The 20,755-nt window shown below is 35.9% G+C and carries 16 protein-coding genes; 1 reads left to right on the top strand and 15 read right to left on the bottom strand.

What is annotated here, in order from left to right:
• Window positions 1-111: 111 nt before the first annotated feature.
• On the bottom strand, window positions 112-606 hold the full coding sequence (locus J7604_RS01590; protein WP_293890152.1) for a VOC family protein: 495 nt from the start codon (window positions 604-606) through the stop codon (window positions 112-114).
• Between the two features lie 219 nt (window positions 607-825).
• On the opposite strand from J7604_RS01590, the gene J7604_RS01585 reads away from it, so the two are divergent.
• Window positions 826-1,821: a GlxA family transcriptional regulator gene (locus J7604_RS01585; RefSeq protein WP_293890150.1), complete on the top strand. Its 996-nt coding sequence runs from the start codon at window positions 826-828 to the stop codon at window positions 1,819-1,821.
• On the opposite strand, the gene J7604_RS01580 is transcribed toward J7604_RS01585, so the two are convergent.
• The 14 genes from J7604_RS01580 to J7604_RS01515 form a co-directional block, all read right to left on the bottom strand.
• A complete protein-coding gene (locus J7604_RS01580; protein WP_293890148.1) occupies window positions 1,818-3,212 on the bottom strand; it encodes a T9SS type A sorting domain-containing protein in 1,395 nt (464 codons plus the stop codon). The genes J7604_RS01585 and J7604_RS01580 overlap by 4 nt on opposite strands.
• A 97-nt stretch (window positions 3,213-3,309) precedes the next feature.
• Window positions 3,310-5,028 (bottom strand): CotH kinase family protein, encoded by a 1,719-nt coding sequence (locus J7604_RS01575; protein ID WP_293890146.1) that lies wholly within the window; start codon window positions 5,026-5,028, stop codon window positions 3,310-3,312.
• Window positions 5,029-5,408: 380 nt separating this feature from the next.
• Window positions 5,409-7,544, bottom strand: coding sequence for a glycoside hydrolase family 3 N-terminal domain-containing protein (locus J7604_RS01570; RefSeq protein WP_293890144.1), 2,136 nt, complete (start codon window positions 7,542-7,544; stop codon window positions 5,409-5,411).
• A 159-nt stretch (window positions 7,545-7,703) separates the two neighbouring features.
• Complete coding sequence (locus tag J7604_RS01565; protein WP_293890142.1) at window positions 7,704-8,675, bottom strand: aldo/keto reductase; 972 nt, start codon at window positions 8,673-8,675, stop codon at window positions 7,704-7,706.
• A gap of 42 nt (window positions 8,676-8,717) precedes the next feature.
• On the bottom strand, window positions 8,718-9,629 hold the full coding sequence (locus J7604_RS01560) for a transporter (protein ID WP_293890140.1): 912 nt from the start codon (window positions 9,627-9,629) through the stop codon (window positions 8,718-8,720).
• A 74-nt stretch (window positions 9,630-9,703) separates the two neighbouring features.
• Window positions 9,704-10,714 (bottom strand): sugar phosphate isomerase/epimerase, encoded by a 1,011-nt coding sequence (locus tag J7604_RS01555; protein ID WP_293890138.1) that lies wholly within the window; start codon window positions 10,712-10,714, stop codon window positions 9,704-9,706.
• A gap of 7 nt (window positions 10,715-10,721) precedes the next feature.
• Complete coding sequence (locus tag J7604_RS01550; protein ID WP_293890136.1) at window positions 10,722-11,864, bottom strand: Gfo/Idh/MocA family oxidoreductase; 1,143 nt, start codon at window positions 11,862-11,864, stop codon at window positions 10,722-10,724.
• Window positions 11,865-11,996: 132 nt separating this feature from the next.
• Window positions 11,997-12,944 (bottom strand): sugar phosphate isomerase/epimerase family protein, encoded by a 948-nt coding sequence (locus J7604_RS01545; protein ID WP_367113541.1) that lies wholly within the window; start codon window positions 12,942-12,944, stop codon window positions 11,997-11,999.
• A gap of 28 nt (window positions 12,945-12,972) precedes the next feature.
• Window positions 12,973-14,247, bottom strand: coding sequence for a sugar MFS transporter (locus J7604_RS01540; protein WP_293890134.1), 1,275 nt, complete (start codon window positions 14,245-14,247; stop codon window positions 12,973-12,975).
• A 610-nt stretch (window positions 14,248-14,857) separates the two neighbouring features.
• Complete coding sequence (locus J7604_RS01535; RefSeq protein ID WP_293890132.1) at window positions 14,858-15,061, bottom strand: hypothetical protein; 204 nt, start codon at window positions 15,059-15,061, stop codon at window positions 14,858-14,860.
• Window positions 15,062-15,335: 274 nt separating this feature from the next.
• On the bottom strand, window positions 15,336-16,355 hold the full coding sequence (locus J7604_RS01530; RefSeq protein ID WP_293890130.1) for a J domain-containing protein: 1,020 nt from the start codon (window positions 16,353-16,355) through the stop codon (window positions 15,336-15,338).
• A gap of 3 nt (window positions 16,356-16,358) precedes the next feature.
• A complete protein-coding gene (locus tag J7604_RS01525; protein ID WP_293890128.1) occupies window positions 16,359-17,465 on the bottom strand; it encodes a DNA alkylation repair protein in 1,107 nt (368 codons plus the stop codon).
• A 93-nt stretch (window positions 17,466-17,558) separates the two neighbouring features.
• Window positions 17,559-18,890, bottom strand: coding sequence for a sugar MFS transporter (locus J7604_RS01520; protein ID WP_293890126.1), 1,332 nt, complete (start codon window positions 18,888-18,890; stop codon window positions 17,559-17,561).
• 469 nt (window positions 18,891-19,359) lie between these two features.
• Entirely contained in the window at window positions 19,360-20,127 is a 768-nt protein-coding gene (locus tag J7604_RS01515) for an SGNH/GDSL hydrolase family protein (RefSeq protein WP_293890124.1), read from the bottom strand.
• Between the last annotated feature and the right edge of the window lie 628 nt (window positions 20,128-20,755).

Here is a 20,755-nt window from a genome sequence, read left to right as displayed (position 1 = left end):
GAATAGATAATAAAATTTGAGTAATCTGCTTTTGTTAAATTGGACGTATCTCCATGATCAAAATTTTATAAAAAAGTTAACAAACTGATTCTGATCATGAAAATTAGTCTTTTATCTGCCCTCAAACGCCTTCTTAAGCAAACTTATATCATACTTCTTCATCTGCAGATAAGCTTTCATAACTCTTTCTCTTTTATTTATATCAGGATCTAAAAGCATTTCCTCCAAAATCAGAGGTATAACCTGCCAAGAGAAGCCGAACTTATCCTTTAGCCAGCCACAAGGCCCTTCTTCTCCACCTTGAGTCAGCTTTTCCCAATAATAATCTATTTCAGCCTGGTTGTCGCACATCACCTGTAATGAAACAGCTTCTGAAAATTTAAACTGAGGTCCACCATTTAAGGCATTATATTGTTGCCCTTCAATTTCAAAGGTTACAACCATAACAGTACCGGACTTTTTCTTATGAAACTCATAGCCTTCTTCACCATAATACGAGGTTTTGGTAATTCTAGAATTTTTAAATATTGAAGTATAAAACTTAGCAGCCTCTTCAGCCTGGTCATCAAACCAGAGACACGGAATGATTCTATTAACTACACTCATTTCTATTAATTATTTAGTTTGGAAAATATTTATTCAAACACATTTAAAAAATCATATCTACTATAAAGAAGAAATCAGACAACTTGTTTTCATTCGTCAACTTCTTCTGACAACTATTATTAGGAAACAAAATTAAAGATTCCAACACCAGTCTAATACCCTGAAAATGCGACTATTTTGGGGGTAGATTGCGACAATCAAATCGTTTACTTTTATACAATGAAAAAGATTTCTATTCTGGTACCAATAGGCGCAGTTTTAGGCAGCATCGAGGGTCCACGTCAGGTGTTCTCTGAAGTAAATAAACACCTTATACGTCTTGGGAAAGAGCCCATGTTTGAAATAAAACTTACTGGCCTTACAAAAGAAGTCTCTATTACAAATGATTTGTACAAAATTCATCCTGACAAACTGATTAGCGAGATAAGCAAAACAGATCTTATCATTATTCCCGCAATTGATGGAGATATAAAATCAATAATTGAATTGAACAGGGATTATTATGACTGGGTAACAGAGCATTATCATAAAGGTGCAGAAGTCGCAAGCCTTTGTGTCGGCGCATTTTTGCTGGCTTCGACAGGACTTTTAAAAGGTAAAAGTTGTGCCACTCATTGGCTTTCAGCAAATGAATTCAAAAAGATGTTTCCTGATGTACGTCTTGTAGAAGATAAAATTATTACTGATGAAAATGGTATATATTCAAGTGGCGGTGCCTTTTCATATTTAAACCTCATACTTTATCTAGTTGAAAAATATGCAGGAAGAGACATTGCGCTGTTCATGGCAAGAGCATTTCAGATAGATATTGAACGTCGCAGCCAGTCGCCATTTATAATATTTAATGGTCAAAAAGATCATGAAGATTTAATTGTTAAAAAAGCTCAGGAACTGATAGAAAGCAATCCAGGAGAGAAGTATTCAGTGGATCAGATTGCGTTAAAATTTGCTATAGGCAGAAGAAACCTTGAACGTAGATTTAAAAAAGCAACATCCAATACTATCATAGAATATGTACAACGAGTAAGAATAGAAGCCGCCAAACAAAACCTCGAAACAACTGCAAATAATGTTAATGAGGTTATGTATGGCGTAGGTTATTCAGATCCTAAAGCATTCAGAATGACATTTAAAAAGTATACAGGTATGTCACCTATACAGTATAGAGCCAAATACAATAAAGAATATTCTATGAATCTTAATGAATTAAATTAATGACGAACAATTATTTTCCTGACAATTGAAGACTCGACTGTTTCTAATTTCAAATAATAAAGGCCTTCTTCAAGGCTATTAACTGAAATTACTTCTTGATCACTGTTAATTCTTCCGTTAAAGACCGCTGAGCCATAACAATCGATAAGCTCATAATCCGCACCTTTAGCATATTCAATATTAATATACTCTGAAGCTGGATTAGGCAATATCCCTACTTTAGACTCAATCATTGCTGGTTTAGTATCAAGAATAATAGCTAGCCACTCTTCACAATTTCCAAAAGTTTTATCTCCCTTCGTATAACAGACTGTTGTCATTTTATATTCATTCGGCCCGCCACCCCAATTTACATCGTAATATGAAATAAGTCCAATGCCCGGAGAATACACATGGTAAAAAGCGCTCTCAAAATTTATAATGGATTGAACTTTCAGTGAGTCATGCTCAATATAAGTTATAAAATTATCATTTCGCTTCGCATCAAGCCCCACATTATAAGTAAGGCGGTCTAATATTTCAGAATTATAATCATATGTCTCCCTCCTGTATTGTTCTAAAGATAAAGTATCAACAGAAACTTCTTTGTAGTAATTACTTATGACCCTTCGGATTTTAAAATCATACGACGAAGTCCCTTCGATTAACTCCTTGCTGATAACTTCATAATAAATCTTATTCCTTGGAAAGAATAATGGCCTAGGGTATAATGCAGATTCTTCCAACTGCCCCCATTTATCTCCAACTTCGAAATTGTATATATTTTCAAGGGTGACAAAATAAGAACCCAATTTCAATTCTTTTATAGCATCCAATTTGTATGAAGTGAAATTAACGCATGCATCTTCATATATATGATCTGGCAATATATATTCAAACGAGGTGTTTGTACTAACAAGACCTAAGGACTTTGATATCTTTATTTCCTTTCCGTTACTTAGCCCAATAGTAACTATAGAGTCCATAACCCCAAGTATACTTTCATAAGTTTTGGAAAGGACAGTTGCTTGAAGATTTCTCTTTTTGGAAAAAAACCAGGAAGTATTTATTGGCGAAGTCGTCATCAACAACAAGGTATCACTAGATGTGATGAATGAATAAACGCCCTTAGGAGATTTAATTATTCTTTTCCCAACTATATTGGTAGTTTTATTTTCCCATTGCAATGGTCCATTAATACTACTATTAATTCCAAAATACTTCTTATCCAACTCGAATATAGAATCTGAGCCAAGAGCATAAACTGAATCAACTCTAAGAGTGATAAGTGTATCACGATTTGCTGTTGCGTATTGATAGGTTAAACCTTTTCGCAAAGGGGTATAATCCTGTGCAACAAGTTTAATTGATGAAAGGCAAATGAATAAGCAGAGTGTTGTAAAAAATTTCATATAACAATTAGTAAAAAATATTTTAACAAAAAAATAAAAAAGGATAGATGGCAACAAATCTTATCAGTCTATCCTCTAAAATATTAAATTTAACCTACTATTTAATTATGGAAATCTTTTGAAAGGTATTGCCTATTACGACAAAATAAATCCCATTTTCAAAATCGGTTGTTTTAAAAAGATTTTTTCCTGCATCCAATTGCCCCTTCTTTTGAACAACACCTTGAAGATTAACTATTAAAAACTCTGTACCATCAAGTCCATTAAAATCGATTGTAATGAAGTCAGAAGCTGGAATCGGATAAATGGTACTGACAACAGATGAATTTTTTATAGATGTCTCAATAGCGCCTGTTAATGTAGAGACATATCCATCCATGAATTGGAGTCGGGTATTGATCCAGGATTTCATAAAAGTAGAATCGTTTATTGAAAACTTATACTCCTTCCATACAATCCCTTCTCTTTCGTAAATATTATTGCCTTTCAATAAGTTATAACTCCTATCAAGTCCCTCTGCTAATGAAACATTGCTGAATTTAGACAGACGAAGTTCAGTCCATCTTGAAATTAATTTTTCAATAAATTGATTTGGATTGAGCTTGAACAACCTTTCGTACAATCCATTTGTTAGTTCAAATGTTGCTGTATATTGTCTGGAGCCATCCCACAATGTACCATAAGTACCATCAAGGTCCCAGGGAGTATAAAAATAAGGTTCACCGGATTTATATTTACAGATAAAAATATTCTTTCCTGTGTTATCAGAGGCCCCTAATAAATTTATAAAAATGAAATAGTCTATGGCATTATCAATAGCAAACCTCTTGAAAATAGAGCTTTTGAATTCCTCATCCCTACTGTTTACAACAAAATCAACGAATGCATGAATATTCTCCCAGTTTATAAATTCATCAGGATATTTCATTTCAAAACCATCCCAGGTTTGAGAATTATTATCAAAAGGATTGGCCTTAATGAAAGTAACAGCATCACCCCAGTTATCTCCTTTAATTAACTCTCCTTCCACCTTGGCACCAATGGTTTTCTTTAAATCCAATTGCTTTCTGTCAATCTGTTCAGACAACATGTATAAACCATGATATTTACCATTTAGAAATAATTCTGCATATGAAACATCAGCTCCTGATTTAGCCTTGGGGGCTTTACCTGCATAATAAAGCGTATGAATATCCAACCAAAGTTTATGTGCAGTATAACTATTAATTCTCAGAGGCTCATTATATAATGCATCAAGAACCCAGTCATCATCACTTCGCAGATTTCCGAATTTTGCGTCTATCGTTTCTTTACCAGTCTCATCTGCCCAAAATTCAAGATCATATGTCTTTTTTGGGAAAGTCTGGGACCAGTTACCTCTTATTTCAATTCCAATATCTGATTTAAGCAAAATCCCGGTAGAATCTGAGTAAGTCAGATAGCCCCCAACCTTTGGGTCGTCGACTACTTCACCCTTCGTATTAATAGTGAAGACAGGCAGCTGAGTGAAGAACAATTTAAATTGGCTACGCCCCTCATCTGTAATCTCCAAATCATATGATTCAGAATAAGAGAAAAAATCTGGAGAACCTTTAATTTTATAATTCTTATCAAATACTATATTAATTTCTTCTGCCTCATCTATGTTACCTAGAGATGAAATCTTTTCAGTACATAGGATAATTTTATTATAATTATCAATAAAGTATTTACCCTCTGGAACTATTATATTTTTTATTTGAGAATAACTATTCAGATTACAAATCAGAATCAAAACTATTGAATTTAATAATTTAAAAATGGTGCGGTAATTCATACTAATAACTTTAAATCGAAATAAAGAAATGAATTTACAAAAAAATTATTGCTTTGAAAAATCAAACATAATGGAAAGCCTGCGCCATCACTGACTTGTAGAAAATTTCCACAATAACTTCCTGATTAAGTACAGTTCACAAAAAAATGCAGACAATTGAACTTCTTTCAATTGCAAAATTAGCTCAACCATACAAATCAGTAGAATTACTTAATTCAATATTTCAATTTCACAGGAGCTTTTAATTGAATTTTAATAAGTCATATCGGTTAACTTTCATTCAGAAGCAATGGTACACCCTACTTTTTGTACTCTAAATAAAAAATAAAAGCCCACTTTTTACAAGCGGGCTTTTTAATTAAACATTCACAAACAAAATCCTAATTACCTTTATAGTTTAAAACAACTTTTAAATCTCCGATCATTAAATCAAAAGCTCCTGGCTCTGTGCGCCATTTCATATCTGTACCGACAAAAGCAAGGTCCTCTCTGGAAATTTCAAAGTCAACAGTCTTCAATTCCCCTGTCTGTAACTCAACCTTTTTAAAGCCTCGCAAACGTTTTACAGAAGGCGTAACTGATGCAAATTGATCTCTGGAATATAACTCCACCACTTCCTGACCACTACGCTGACCAGTGTTCTTAACATCTACAGAAACCTTGATTTTAGAATCTCCAGTAAGTTGATTACTACTTAACTTTAAATTACTTAAAGTAAAGCTTGTGTAACTCAATCCGTAACCAAAAGGATATTGAGGTTCAAATTCATAAAAATACTTGTACTCAGGTTCTACGATCTCTACTGCTTCATCCAGCCATTTATGGTCATAGGTCATAAGCTCTCCTGAATAACGGGGATATGTAAAAGGCAGTTTCCCACTTGGATTATAATCTCCATACAATACATCTGCTATTGCATTGCCTCCTTCTGAGCCTGGCCAATAAGCCAGCAATACTCCTTTTGCCAAAGGTTCTACTTCCCTGATAAGCCTGGGCCTTCCTTCAGTAAGGATATATATCAATGGAATGTTGGGATACATTTTTACAAGATTTCTGATTCCTTCGAGATCCTCAGAAGGAAGTTCCAGTGTCTTTGTATTTCCTGGTGTTTCTGCGTACGCATCTTCACCTAGAGTGACAATGATGTAATCAGGCTTAACATCTGAAGTTATTTCCTTAAAATCCTTCTTGTAAGTTACATTCGCATCTCCAGTTTTCTTTTTCATAGCTTCCAGCAATGTAAACTCTGTCTTTGGGAAATACTCAGCTTTACGACCCTGCCAAGTATATGACCATGCACCATTTAAAGCTGTAAGAGAATTTGCATTTGGACCTACGATAAGAACTTTTTTATCTTTTTTCAACGGCAGTACTTGATCAGAATTCTTTAACAGAGTTATTGACTCTCTTGCAGCAGTCAAAGCTGTTTGCTTGTATTCTGGCAAAGCAAAATTTTTGGCAGCTTCTTTTTCTACATAAGGCCTTTCAAAAATTCCCAGATCAAATTTAAGGTCAAGGATTCTCTTTACAGATTCATTAATACGCTCTTCCTTTATCCGACCTTCTTTTACCAATGCTATCAAATCATTATAAAAGCTGAAGTCAAACGGAACAATACACATATCAATACCTGCATTTACTGACAGATAAACAGCCTCTTTGTGATTTTCTGCTACCCTGTGGCGTTCGTTGAGTTTTTTTATATCCTCCCAATCACTGATTACAATACCTTTGTAGTTCAATTCATTTCTAAGAACATCAGTAAGTAAAAATTTGCTTGCATGAACAGGAGTTCCATTCACTTCACCGGAGTTTACCATAAGCGTATGAGCACCTGCGTCAACAGCAGCTTTGAAAGGGGGAAGAAAATATTCTCTTAGATTAATCTCCGGAATATATGCTGCTGCCCTGTCTTTACCATTGGCCGGAACTGAATATCCCACGAAGTGCTTCATGCAAGAGGCAACACTTGTAAAGTCATTCAGGCTCTTGCCTTCATAGCCTTTTACTGAAGCCACACCCATAGTCTTGGTAAGAAGAACATCTTCTCCAAATGTTTCCGGGAAACGAGGCCATAAGGGTTGTCTTCCCACATCAAGTACAGGTGAGAAATTATACCTGATACCTGAAGCTCTGACTTCCTTTGCAGTGATCTCCGCACATAACTTCACAAGCTCAGGATTCCTAGTCGCTGCAAGTCCCAGATTGTGTGGAAATAAAGTTGAATTGAGGGTAAAGTTTGTCCCATGAACAGCATCAATACAATATAGAAAAGGGATCTTAAGTCTGGTTTCAGTTAAAGAGACCTTTTGAATTTCATTGATCAATTTGTGCCACTCTTCGATGCCGTATGCATGCTTCACTACATTTTGTATAGAACCGATATTATGCTTTACAATAACCTCTCTAAGTTTAACTGGATCAACCTTAAGGGGATCGTCAGAAGGCTCGGTAATGGCTGAAAGCGTAAGATTTGTCATCTGACCTACCTTTTCTTCCAATGTCATTTTTGACATGAGCTCTGAAACAATTTTATTCTTATCTCCTTTCTGTCCAAAGGAAGTAAAAGGGATAACTAAAGAAAAGAATAGGCAACATAGTTGCCTATTAAAGTTTTTGCTTGAAAACATAAAAGTCTTTTTATAAAAGGTTGTTTTAACTTACCAATATATAAACTATTGAGACCAGGAAGTTGGTACTCTGTCCCATCGGTGTGGCTTAAGCTTTTCCAGAAGCTCTTTTGACAAGCCTTTCCCATCACTTGCTGCTAGGTTACTTTTGGCATGGTGAAGCTTTCTCATACCAGGTATTGTAGTAGCAACATCTTTATTGCTTAGAATAAATCTTAGCGCCATCTCCGGCATGGTCATATCGGATGGTACCAGAGGCTTTAATTTATCTGCATGCTCTACACTTGAGATAAGATTTTCAGGAACAAAATAAGTTGCTCTCCAATCTCCATCTGGAAACTTGGTTTCCTTCGTAAGCAATCCTGTAAGTGTACCTTCATCAAATGGTACGCGGGCAATAACACCTACATTGTATTCCTTACATACAGGGAATAATTCATCTTCAGGGTTCTGATCAAAAATATTATAGATTACCTGTATACCATCTATAAAGCCAGTCTTGATTGTGTTAATGCAATTTCCAGGTTCCCATCTGTTGACACTTATACCCATTGCTTCAATTTTACCCTGAGCTTTCAATTGCTCAACAGCTTTCTGCCATTCTTCATTCTGAGCCCAGGAGTCTTCCCAAACATGGAACTGCTGAAGATCTATTCTTTCGACCCCAAGGTTTTTCAAACTCATTTCAGTGTATTTAATGATATGCTCCGCAGGGAAACATTCTTCTAATTTGTAATGACTTTTAGAAGGCCATTTAAAATTTTTTGGTGGAATTTTTGTGGCCACATAAAGTTTCTTCGAAGAATTCCTCTTCAACAAATCTCCGAGAATTCTTTCACTTGCTCCCTCTCCGTACCCCCAGGCAGTGTCAAAAAAATTGCATCCTGCTTCAACGGCATAGTCAAGCGAACTGAAAGTTTCCTTGTCATCATTGCCAGTCCAGCCGGCAAGGCCCCACATACCATATCCAATTTCACTGATCTTCCAGCCAGTACGTCCAAATGTTCTGTATTGCATCGTTATGCTTTTAATGGTTTATTATAATATTATAAAAGATCTTTATTTATTCTGGAGCTTATAGCTAACAAAAGCAAACTTTTTACTATCCGGAGACCATGAAGGGACATTGATAGTACCTTGACCACCAAACAGCTCCGCCAGCACTTCAGGCTTTCCTCCCGAGAGAGGCATTAATCTCAAACGAACATTCTTATTGGCAGGGTGGCCATCTACATCTTTATCATAAGATACAAAGACCATCCATTTGCCGTCAGGTGAAGGGTGAGGGAACCAATCGTTATATTCATCGAATGTCATTTGACTTTGTTCACTGCCATCTGGTTTCATTCTCCATATCTTCATTTTGCCTGTTCTCACGGAATTGAAATAGATGTATTTACCATCGTATGAGTAATCTGGACCATCATCCAGACCAGCAGCATTTGTAAGGCGTGTTTCTTTTCCACCGCTTACAGGAATAGAATAAATATCAAACTCTCCATTTCTCTCAGCACAATATGCTAAAGTCTTCCCATCCGGAGACCATCCATGCCAATAGGATGGACCGATAGGAGTTACCGCTACAGGGAGCCCTCCAGTCAAAGGACAAGTATAAATGATAGACTTGCCTGTTTTACTTTCGTGATGACTAATTACCAAATGAGAATTATCTGGAGAGATACCGTGATCATTGTTACATTTAGTAGCAAAGCCTGTATTAATCAATTCAGGTTTACCACCGAAACTAAATTTGTAAATTTTACCATTGCTGTTATATACTAAAAACTTCCCATCTCTTGACCAATTGGGAGCTTCAAAGTGTTCATCAGTCTTATAAACTACACTTCTTTGCTTTGTTTCCAGATCATAAACTTCAAGAGTACTTTCAACTTTTTCTTCCTGAAACTTCAGAATAAATGCAGAGGTCATAAGCAGAATACCACAACCTATCAGAAAAATTTTCTTCTTCATTAAACTCATAATTTTGATCCTACAAAAGGAGCATTACTTGTTTCATTTATAACTTAAAACTTATCACTTACAACTTATTTCGCGAAGTCATCGAAGCTCCGCTCGCTTACTTTAATAATATTTCTACCGATGAATTCAGCTCCTTCTCTTGCACCGTCTATTTGGTTTTTAAGACAACATTCCCACTCAAGAACTGCCCATCCTGGGAAATCATATTGAGCGAGCTTGCTGAATATTGCTTTGAAATTTACTTGCCCATCTCCCAGTGATCTGAATCGGCCAGGCCTGTCTATCCATTCTTGATAACCGCCGTAAACACCAGATCGGCCTGTAGGATTAAACTCTGCATCTTTCACATGGAACATTTTGATATGCTCATGATAAATATCTATATAGTCAAGATAATTGATTTGCTGTAACAGCAAGTGACTCGGGTCGTACAAGATATTTGCCCTTTTATGGTTTCCTGTAGCTTTCAGAAATTTCTCGAAAGTAATACCATCATGCAAATCCTCGCCTGGATGTATTTCATAACAAAGATCCACACCAGCTTCTTCAAAAACATCCAATATAGGAGTCCATCTTCTTGCAAGTTCCTTGAATGTATCTTCGACCTGACCTGCCTTTCTTTGAGGCCATGGATAAACATTATGCCACATAAGAGCTCCTGAAAATGTAGCATGAGCGTTCAATCCTAAATTCTGACTAGCCTTTGAAGCATACTTTAATTGTTGAATCGCCCACTCAGTTCTGGCTTGGTAGTTACCTCTTAGTTCTACCGGAGCAAAACCATCAAACTGATCACTAAGAGCTGGATTAACAGCAACTAGCTGGCCCTGAAGATGGGTTGATAACTCTGTTATTTCTAAACCAGCAGCTTTAACTATGCCCATTAATTCATCAGCATATGTTTTGCTTTCAGCTGCCAGTTTGAGGTCCATACATCTTCCATCCCATGTTGGAATTTGGACACCCTTAAAGCCCAAGGAGGCGGCCCATCTGCAACAATTCTCTAGTGAATTAAAGGGAGCATTGTCATCCATAAACTGAGCAAGAAAGATCCCCGGTCCCTTAATAGTTTTCATCTGTATTCTATAGTTTTACCCACTGAGCATTTTTACTTCCAGATTCAATAACTGCTTCGATAAAGCGCATTCCTCTGACACCATCTTCTATATCCGGAAAATCAAACTCATCACGTCTTTCATCTTGTTGAATCGTTCTCGCAAACCCTTTATAGATATTTGCAAGTGATTCAATGTATCCTTCTGGGTGTCCACCAGGTAAGCGGGTTCCGCTTAATGCAGCTTTTGAAAGATAGCCATTATCCACTCCTGTTCTGTATATCTGAACAGGCTCACCACTCATCTTAACCAAGAGACTATTAGGTTCAGATTGAAGCCACTCCAAACTACCCTTCTCTCCATAAATTCTGATCTTCAATTCATTTTCTTCACCAATTGCTATCTGACTTGAAAATAAAACTCCTTTTGCACCATTATCAAACCTCAGTAAAACGCTCGCATCATCATCAAGTTTTCTGCCTTTCACAAAAGTGGACACATCAGCGCTTAACTCAGAGATCTTTAATCCGGTAATATATTCTGCAAGATTTTCAGCATGAGTCCCAATATCTCCCACACAGCAACTCACTCCTGCTTTATCAGGGTCAGTCCTCCAGTCAGCTTGCTTCTGACCTGACTCTTCAATCCTTGCCGCAAGCCACCCTTGTACATATTCAGCTATTACCTTTCTGATTGGTCCGAGCTTTCCGCTATTGACGATTGCTTTGGCTTCCTTTACCATTGGATAACCAGTATAATTATGCATCAGACCAAAAGAACGTCCGGACTGCTTCACTTTATCACGAAGAGTCAATGCTTCTGAATAAGAGAATGCAAGAGGTTTCTCACACAAAACATGAAAGCCATTTTCAAGAGCGAGCATAGCAGGCTTTGCATGGAGATAATTAGGCGTCACAATAGAAACGAAATCCATTCGAATATTTTCCGGCAAGGCTCTCTCTTTGATAATCATGTCTTCAAAAGAAGCATATGCTCTGTCAGGGGATAAATAAAGAGCTACACCGGAAGCCTTTGATTTGCTTTCACTACTGCTAAATGCACCGCACACCAATTCAATCTCTCCATCAAGAGCTGCAGCCATACGATGGACTGCTCCGATAAACGCATCTTGTCCACCACCAACCATGCCCATTCTAATTTTTCTTTTCATCACTAAATGACTTTACACTTATAATCCAAAAGAACCTCATCCCTAACTTCTCCTAATGGAAAAAGGAACAGTCTGCGATAATTATATCTATGGTCTCCTTTTACTTTATGCTTTAAGCTTTCAGCTTTTACCTTAATTAAGTTCTGCTCTTACTTTCTCCAACAACTTCTTTGTAGCTCTTATACCGGAATATTCATCCAGCTTTTCTCCTTCGTATTCAATACCTATGTAACCCTTATAGCCAGATGCTTTTACAAGTTCAAGCATCCTTTTATAATCTATATCCGGTTCATTACCTTTAGAATCAAAATTGAAGGCCTTCGCACTGACGCCTTTTGCATATGGCAACATTTCTTTGACTCCTTTATATCTGTCATACCAATCTACACATGGAGATTCCCAGAGATCTCCCTTTTCTCTTCTCATACAAAAATTCCCAAAGTCAGGAAGCGTTCCACAAAAAGGATTATTGATCTGTTTTATTACTTCAGCTAACAAAGCTCCATTGGAAGAATGCTGTCCATGATTTTCAACTATGACATTCATCTTATGATTTGCTCCATATTCAGCAAGTCTGCCTAACCCATCAACAGATGCAGCCTTCCATTCTTCATCAGATCCGGCTCCATGCAAGTTTACACGAATAGAATGACATCCCAGAAATTTTGCTGCATCAATCCATTTATAATGATTTTCAACTGCCGTCTTCCTTTCCGAGGCTATAGTTGAAGACAATGAACCTTCATTGTCTATCATTATGAGTAAGCTTTTTACACCATTGTCTTCCGCCCTTTGTTTCAAACTCTTGAGGTATTCCTGATCTTTTGCTTTATCAGCAAAGAATTGATTTACATATTCGACCCCATCCAGTCCAAACTCCTTTTTTGCAACTGAAGCAAAATCAAGAGTTGTAAGTTGCCCTGAAAACATGGCTTTGTGAAGGGACCACTGAGCTAAGGAGATTTTAAAATCAAATTTATCCGCGGCAAATAAAGCTGAGGGAATGGAGGATAGTAATGTAACACCACCGGCTATAATACCCGCTTCCTTAATGAAAGTACGTCTGTCTTTTGTCATCATTGAATTCTTTAAGCTATACCTTTCTTTCTTAATCCTTTTGGAAGGAATAGGATGATGTCCTTTTTTTCATGAATTGAAAAAGCCACCCAAAAGCGAAGATTAGGAAAAGCGGTAAAAGCGAAATGTATTTTAATGTTGTTGCTCCTGCTGCAAGCCTTGCCTTAGCCAGCATTATAAATTCAGGAGTATCCTTTGAAAACTCCTTTAACTCAGCAAGATTAGCACCATCCGGCAGATTAGCAAGCGTTTGAATATCATAAAATCCACCCATATAAGGCAGAACAAATGCTACAGAAAGCATTCCAGCCCCCCCCATTATAGAAAGACCAAGCTCACCTGTGCGCGGCAAATATTCAGAAACAAATCCTAACATAGTTGGCCAGAAATAACATATACCAGCTGCAAATAGAATGGCAGAAACAAAAAGCATATATCCGGAAGACTGGCTTAACATATATAATCCTGCTGAAGATAGAACAGCAGAAGTCAGCAAAATACCAGCCGGAGAAAGAAGTTTTTCTACTGGGCCTACAAATGCGCGTCCCAATGCCATTAGTCCATTTATTAAAACCAATAAAAGAATTGAAGGTATTCCTGCATTGCCCAATAACTCAGCCACCCATTGATTTGTGCCTAATTCAGTGGAAGCAGTAAGAAACATACAAAAAACCATAAAAATAAACAGAGGAGTTGCACATTCTGCCGCCATTTCTTTCATAGATACACCAGATGATTTCCTCTCAGTTAGAGGAAATTCCTGACTCATGAAGAGTATTCCATAGCTTATTGTCGGGATTAAAATAACTGCAAGTTGGATTTGCCAACCAAGGCCCAATTGCTCAAGGAAGTAAGCACTAAGACCACCAAGAACAATTCCTCCAGGAAACCAGAGATGGAACTGATTCAGTTTTTTTGTTTTTTCTTCTTTATACAGTGTTGCTATAAGAGGATTGCATGCTGCTTCGACAAATCCATTGGCAATACCTATTAGCAGAGTTGATAAAAATAATGAGACAAAACCAGTAGAAAATATGGTAAGTAAAACACCTGAAATGTGGCCAATAAAAGCAAAATAAATCAACCTGCGCATTCCAAGAATATTACAGAGCGGACCTCCGATAAGAATGGATAGTGTGAAACCCCAAAAAGCTGTTCCTACAACTATACCCATGTTTTCCGATGAAATGGCAAACTCTGTCCCAAGTTCTCCTATGAGATTTGCTCGTATGGCAAAAGTCATTGCAGTTGCAACTAAGGCTATTCTGCTAGCCGTAAATAATCTTTTGTGATTTGGCTGATTCATTTTTCCTCTTCAATCATTTGATATTGGAGACTGAAAGACACATTTAAATGTCCTAACTACTCAAATTTGCTGATATCTAAGTAAAATTGCAAGACAAAACACTATATATCAGAAAGTTAAATAAGTGCCTTTGGCGCATAAGACTCATAAAGGTAAAAATTAAAATACCTGCAATACAAAAAGATAGAGGAGAATATACAACTAAGGGAAAAACTAGTGAGGCATGAGAGTCCATCTAAAATTCTTTATAGGAAAACAGTTACACTTATAAATAAAAAATCCCAACAGACGGCTGGGACATTCAATACTGAAGATAAAGCTCAAACAGTAACTTCACCTATATCTTTTCAAAGTATCATTTTATATATGACCATTTTGAAAATAATAGGACAACTGTTCGGTATTGTATTTAAATATCAAACAGGAAAACCTTTAAGATGTACCCTAAGTGGAAGGAAGCAATGGTGACAGTAAGAGGGAGGAATTAAGATTAAAAACAGCCTAACAAATGACCGTTTCTTTCATTTAACCAATTTACGACAGAAGTAAATACTGCCCCGATGAATTTAAATCAATATTGTAGAATTTGTATACTCTTCAAATTCAAACATCATACATTCATCTCCCACATTACCTTATAGAAAGTACTTTCAGCGTTAGATATAGGGAAAACACTGATGATATTAATTTGAGATTTATCAATTTTTCTACCATTAAAGATTTCATGTTTAGAAATAAAATTTTTCAGAGATAGCTCAAAGTCCAATTGATTGATGCTATTGCCCAGGTTAGTAATAAATGATGTCTTTATCATGACTGTCTGTGTTTTTCTTATTAAACTATGCCGAGCAACAGAAGGTTTTTACACCATTTAAAGGTCCTTTTTCAAAACAGCTATTTGAATACATCTATCACCAAGCCAAATCTTACTTTAATTGTCATATGAAAGGTTAATATTAAGGTACTTTAACAACTTTTATACTATTAAATACAGATAATGAGCTATAAAGCTAAGTTGTGATTTACATAAAAAAATATTTTTATCGATACCTGTTAATTTCAAATCCAATAGTAAAACAAAACACCTACTAAAACTCTTCATACCCTCCAAGGTAAGTTGCAATAAAATATTTCAGATACTTTTTATCATTCTGCAAAACAAACATCTGCTGAACAAGAGCATCATTCCTTTCACTCAGATCACTAGTCACTTTTCTCAAAAACCTTTCTTTATTGGAATTCTTCATACACATTCCTTTATATACAATTTCATTTTTTGACTTCAACAAATAGAGCCTGTTTTCAAGATCTTTCTTTTGTTCTAGGAGTACCTCATTGTATATTTTTAACTTATCATCGGCAATTTCTTTTATTCTGGCCTTATCAGAAATCAGAAGGCTCGTTTCAAATTCAAGCAAAGCAAGGAGATCATTCTTCTTATATGCTTCGGTGATTTCTTTACTTATCTCTTCCTTTTCTATCTTTGCAGCTTCATCCAATTCTTTATCCGGGTGAAATACCTTTATTAGGCCTCTGTAAATCTCCTTGATTGATCGTTTGCGTACCTCTTCTTTAGCAGCTTGTTTGGCAGCTTTCTTCTTTTGGCCTGAATTATGAGGGCCTCTGTCACCTTCAAATCCTTTTTCCTCATCCTTCCCTAAATAATCATCAAAAAATTTATTAAATGCTTCATCAAAAGCAGCTTCTTCTTTGCGGAGGTCCTCAATTGAGCCAGCGCCTAATTGTGTTTCAAACTCCTCAAGCCACTTCTGTACTTCGTCATCAGCACCACCATATATAGTCAAGCTTTGACATTCAGCGATCAGAACTTCAAGCAGATCCTTTTTCAAAGCCTTTGACAACTTTTCATTCCAATAATAATCTGATAAAATACGGAGACGTTCTTTAGTGAGGCCAAAGAAGTCATTCTGCAATGGAATTACCTTCTTCTGATATTCTCTTTGAGCAACATCTAGCGCCGCAGAAAGCTCTTCAAGTTCCTTCTTTAGGCTTTTAATTTCTTTAACCTTCTTGTTAAAGGCATTTTGCTCTTTAGAGAGAGACTCGCCGCCTTCAAGACCCCCATCTATTTTTAATATATCTCCCATAATTTATTTGCTTAAATAAAAATCTTTTGAGACAATTTCCTTGCCATTGATAACCAACGAAAGCTTATGTTCTCCGGCGTAATGCTTCCTTGTGGTAAGGTCACGAAACGATTGCTTACGTTTAAAAGGATACTTTACATTTGAAGCGTAAACATTTTCAGTAATCTTAAATATCTTCTTATTCTGCTTTCCATTTGCTTTCATATAGTAAATACAATACTCTATGCGGAGCTTAAGCGGTTCTTTTTCTTTATGAATTAAATCAAAAGAGAAACATAGGTCATCGTTAAAAGCAATATCACAATTATCTACAGCAAAATTCTTTATTGCAATACTCTTAACAGCTGTCAGACCGAAGAATGATAAGGCATCCGGATTAGCCTTTTTTAACAAAGTTCGGCAACCATGTTTGATTACCCAGTCAGTCTCATCACACTTACCCTGCCATTGCAAAGCAATTTCCAATACTTTGTCAGGATGGTCTTTCGCTATATCGTTCAGGTTATTTGCAACGCTTCTCCTGACATATTCCGAAGCATCTTTTTTCAAATTTTCAAGAACAGGGAATATAGGAGAAGGATTTTTCTTCAATGCAGGAATAGCCATTGCCCAAGGCAATCTAGGCCTGCAGCCTTCACTTGCAAGCCTCCGCACATGATGGCTTTCATGTTTTGACCATATAAGCATAGTCTTCATCATCTCCTTAGGATACTTTATTATGAAAGGCCTGATTGCAAATTCGCAGCTGATAATCTGTGTAATGAACTCCATACCTTTAACAGAAACCTCAAGATAGTCAATGCCATATTGCTCAATGATTTCAGGAAAAAACATCAGTTCTACACTTGTTTGTCTTATATTCTTCTTCTTTAACTCAGCGATAAGTTTACATGCAGTTGAAATACATTTATCATAATTAGCAGGAAGAAAATCTCTCAACACAGAAGCTATATGCTTCATTCGTTGCTTGAGTTCTCGTTGCTCCCATTCCTTATCATAGATCCTTTTGAGAAAAACTTTTCTGTCAAAATCTTTAATTACTGTGCTTGTAATATCACAGAACTGGTCAAAGAATTCTTTATTATAAATATTTTTAAGTAAGTCAGCCATTAGTAATGTAATAAGTGATTCAAGAAATTCTATTATAAAAAAAGGGATAAGTATTTCTGCTTATCCCTTTTTCACTTTAGAAATATATTCTAATTAATTCTCAACAGGCTTATGACCTTTGAATCCGAAGAATGAGATATATACATAGCAAACTATCGGAATAATCATTGCCATCTTTAGGTCTCCTGTTATATCTGCTACCTTTCCGAATAATAAAGGAAGTATCGCACCACCAACAATTGCAGTACAAAGTAATCCAGACGCCTGTTCTGTGAACTTCCCTACACCTTTGATTGCAAGAGTAAATATTGTAGGGAACATTAAAGAATTACAAAATCCAACAAGCAATAGAGTCCACATAGAAATTGAACCATGTGTAGCAATTGATATAAGAATAAGAGAAATCGCACCTACCGCATAAATTCCTAAAACTTTACCGGGATTAAATTTTGAAAGAATCACCGTTCCAATAAATCTACCAACCATTGCCCCTCCCCAATAATAAGGTAAAAAATAACCTGCCTCATCAGCAGATATACCCATAACATCTTTCATTTCTAAGTAATTAATAATATGGCTTCCAATAGCAACCTCTGCTCCCACATAAGCGAAAATACCAATGATTCCTAGTATCAAGTGGCGATAACCCCAAATGCTGCTTTTTTCTGATAATCCTTCTGTGCTAACTTCTCCTTCTCCATGACCTATCGCAGGCAATTTCATGATAAACAAAGCTCCACCAATAATTAAAAGAACAGCTGCAATGCTTAAATATGTACCTTGAAGGTAAATTAACTTTGTTTGCTCCAGAATTGAATTCAACATGGCATTTAGATTCTCAGGTAAATCTGAATACGATTTCAATCCATTTAATTCTTTCGGCATTTTTGGAAGATTCGAAAGAATGATTCTTGTCCCTATAATGGGAGCTATAGTTGTACCTAATGAATTTAAAGCCTGAGTAAGTGTAAGTCTTGCAGATGAAGTAGATGGAGGTCCTAATACAGCTACATATGGGTTACCAGCAACTTGCAAAAGCGTAACTCCTGTTGCCAGAATAAATAATGCCCCTAAGAACAATCCATAAATTCTTAACTCAGCAGCAGGAAAAAACAAAATACATCCAATTGCGGCAATCACGAATCCTGTAATCATCATCGCCTTGTACCCATACTTTTCTACTAGTTTTCCCCCTGGAATAGACATAACGAAATATGCGCCAAAAAAACAAAAGTTTATCAAGTTAACCTGAGTATAATTAAGCTTAAATATCACCTTCAGATATGGAATCAATATATCATTAAAACAGGTAATGAAACCCATCATGAAGAACAGAACCATGAGGGAGCTAAGGGCAGTACCATATTTCTGGTTACTGTCAAGATTGGCGGAAGATATCTTCCCCGACGGTGCGCTAATTGCCATTTGGTATGTTGTGTTAGTTTTTGCTAAATAAAGACCTTAAATATAAGACTTTTTACTGTCTTATTATAATTTTCATATTCAAAAAAGCTTTCCACACAATAGAGGCAGAGACTTGACATACAATGCTTTAATCATATTTAGGTATTAAAGTCCCATACTCTTCCCAGGCCTGGTTAATAAGTCCTATAATTTCTAAACTTATAAAAAAAACAGGCTACTCCTTTCAGAGACAGCCTGTTCAGAAAAAGCAAAATCGATTAATTCCTTCAAACAAAGTCGAATCACTACAAAGCAAAAAATGATTTTATTAAAGTTAAAATTCTTACTATACCGTATACTTATGATGCAAAGCTAAAGCTTCAATATTAACGACCGGTTTAAGGAGTGTTAAGTTAAAATAAAGAACTCGTGAATCGATTGAAATGAGTTGGAGCTCAACGAACTTATCTAACAAATTTTTTTTTAATTATTATATCAATTTATTTTCTACCACATATTCCCCAATTTCCATTCCCCAAACTTCATAAGATAGCTTAGAAGGATGAACACCATCACAGAATAAGTCATTCTTAGTAAGTCCCGGACTAATCCTGTGAGACCAGTTTTTATAATTGATTTCCTTATTCATAAAATAAACCTGATCATTATTTCTACACACCTCTTTCAGAGTTTTGGAGTAAAGGAACACCAGTCCACCGAATATGGTTTTAAACAAAATTGAAAAAGCCGGGCAATACCTGAGGGGTGGCATTGCTGTTATTACTATAGGACAGTTGATATTTCTATTTCTTAAAGAGATAATTATATCTGTAATTCCCTTCTTCCACTGTAATGGACTTTTAATTTCAAAGGCATCGTTTGCACCAAGTCCAATGATAATAAGATCAATAGGTTTAGATGGCAAAAGAGGAATCAGTTTCTTATTTACCGCCTCAGCTGAATACCCTGAATTGGCAATCACCTCCCAGGAAATTTTTTTACCAGTAAACTCATGGATTGCTTTTGCAATATTCCCCGTGAGACCTTGTTTATGATCATCCACTCCAACTCCTGCTACTGTTGATTCTCCTATTGTAACAAGACTAAAGGTATCACCATTGCCAAAAGTACCCGTCCGGTTTTTCTCAGCTTCTGGCAAAACAGGTATTCTTCTCTTTAAGATCTTTCCCTGAATAATTATTATAGGAAGCAATGGAATTCCCAATAAACATCCAATAAGATATATTCCTTGATACATTTGATTTTTTTTTATTTCTATCAAAACTTATTATGATATTAAAACTGAATAAATCACTGTAAGGAGCATTTCAGTCATAAAACTTGAAAACATAACAACATAAGAAAACTTGCAGTCTGATGCTACGATAATTCAAAGTGGATAAACCGCAGTATCAGCAACCACAGCACCTCCTTTAACCTTTTCTGTGACTGATTTCCAAATTCCACAGACACCAGTAATTGCTTGCAATTCCTACCTTGTCTCTTCAATTACTTCCGGAACTAATGGTTTATAGATTTCATTCAAAACCTCATTTGAAAGACGCAAGAAATCTGTTGATTTTTCTTCTACTTCAAAAACAGACTTCTTCGCCCGGCTCTACTCCCGTTCCTTTTATTGAAACAAGTTTTTTAGTAAATCAAACCCAAAAGGAGCTCCAAGGGAAAGGGCTATGACTGTCCAATAAATAAATGAATACAAGACCGATAACTACATCTAACACAATAGATTTAAACATTTGGTTGAAATTTAAAAAAGTTAAAAATCATATTAAGACTGTTAAAAATAGTATAAGAACTTTATTATTCTAATACTCTAAAAATCAAGCTAAAAATAAAGAAAAACATTAAATAATTACAAAAATGAT

This window comes from Sporocytophaga sp., assembly GCF_017745095.1.
In the GTDB taxonomy this organism is placed as follows: domain Bacteria; phylum Bacteroidota; class Bacteroidia; order Cytophagales; family Cytophagaceae; genus Sporocytophaga.
Note: the sequence above shows the minus strand (reverse complement) of the source record. Positions and strands in the feature narration are given on the sequence as shown.

What these genes read in the sequence shown, in the direction of transcription:
- J7604_RS01590 (WP_293890152.1), bottom strand. Translation starts at nt 606, where the DNA reads ATGAGTGTAGTTAATAGAATCATTCCGTGTCTCTGGTTTGATGACCAG.
- J7604_RS01585 (WP_293890150.1), top strand. Translation starts at nt 826, where the DNA reads ATGAAAAAGATTTCTATTCTGGTACCAATAGGCGCAGTTTTAGGCAGC.
- J7604_RS01580 (WP_293890148.1), bottom strand. Translation starts at nt 3,212, where the DNA reads ATGAAATTTTTTACAACACTCTGCTTATTCATTTGCCTTTCATCAATT.
- J7604_RS01575 (WP_293890146.1), bottom strand. Translation starts at nt 5,028, where the DNA reads ATGAATTACCGCACCATTTTTAAATTATTAAATTCAATAGTTTTGATT.
- J7604_RS01570 (WP_293890144.1), bottom strand. Translation starts at nt 7,544, where the DNA reads ATGTCAAAAATGACATTGGAAGAAAAGGTAGGTCAGATGACAAATCTT.
- J7604_RS01565 (WP_293890142.1), bottom strand. Translation starts at nt 8,675, where the DNA reads ATGCAATACAGAACATTTGGACGTACTGGCTGGAAGATCAGTGAAATT.
- J7604_RS01560 (WP_293890140.1), bottom strand. Translation starts at nt 9,629, where the DNA reads ATGAAGAAGAAAATTTTTCTGATAGGTTGTGGTATTCTGCTTATGACC.
- J7604_RS01555 (WP_293890138.1), bottom strand. Translation starts at nt 10,714, where the DNA reads ATGAAAACTATTAAGGGACCGGGGATCTTTCTTGCTCAGTTTATGGAT.
- J7604_RS01550 (WP_293890136.1), bottom strand. Translation starts at nt 11,864, where the DNA reads ATGAAAAGAAAAATTAGAATGGGCATGGTTGGTGGTGGACAAGATGCG.
- J7604_RS01545 (WP_367113541.1), bottom strand. Translation starts at nt 12,944, where the DNA reads ATGATGACAAAAGACAGACGTACTTTCATTAAGGAAGCGGGTATTATA.
- J7604_RS01540 (WP_293890134.1), bottom strand. Translation starts at nt 14,247, where the DNA reads ATGAATCAGCCAAATCACAAAAGATTATTTACGGCTAGCAGAATAGCC.
- J7604_RS01535 (WP_293890132.1), bottom strand. Translation starts at nt 15,061, where the DNA reads ATGATAAAGACATCATTTATTACTAACCTGGGCAATAGCATCAATCAA.
- J7604_RS01530 (WP_293890130.1), bottom strand. Translation starts at nt 16,355, where the DNA reads ATGGGAGATATATTAAAAATAGATGGGGGTCTTGAAGGCGGCGAGTCT.
- J7604_RS01525 (WP_293890128.1), bottom strand. Translation starts at nt 17,465, where the DNA reads ATGGCTGACTTACTTAAAAATATTTATAATAAAGAATTCTTTGACCAG.
- J7604_RS01520 (WP_293890126.1), bottom strand. Translation starts at nt 18,890, where the DNA reads ATGGCAATTAGCGCACCGTCGGGGAAGATATCTTCCGCCAATCTTGAC.
- J7604_RS01515 (WP_293890124.1), bottom strand. Translation starts at nt 20,127, where the DNA reads ATGTATCAAGGAATATATCTTATTGGATGTTTATTGGGAATTCCATTG.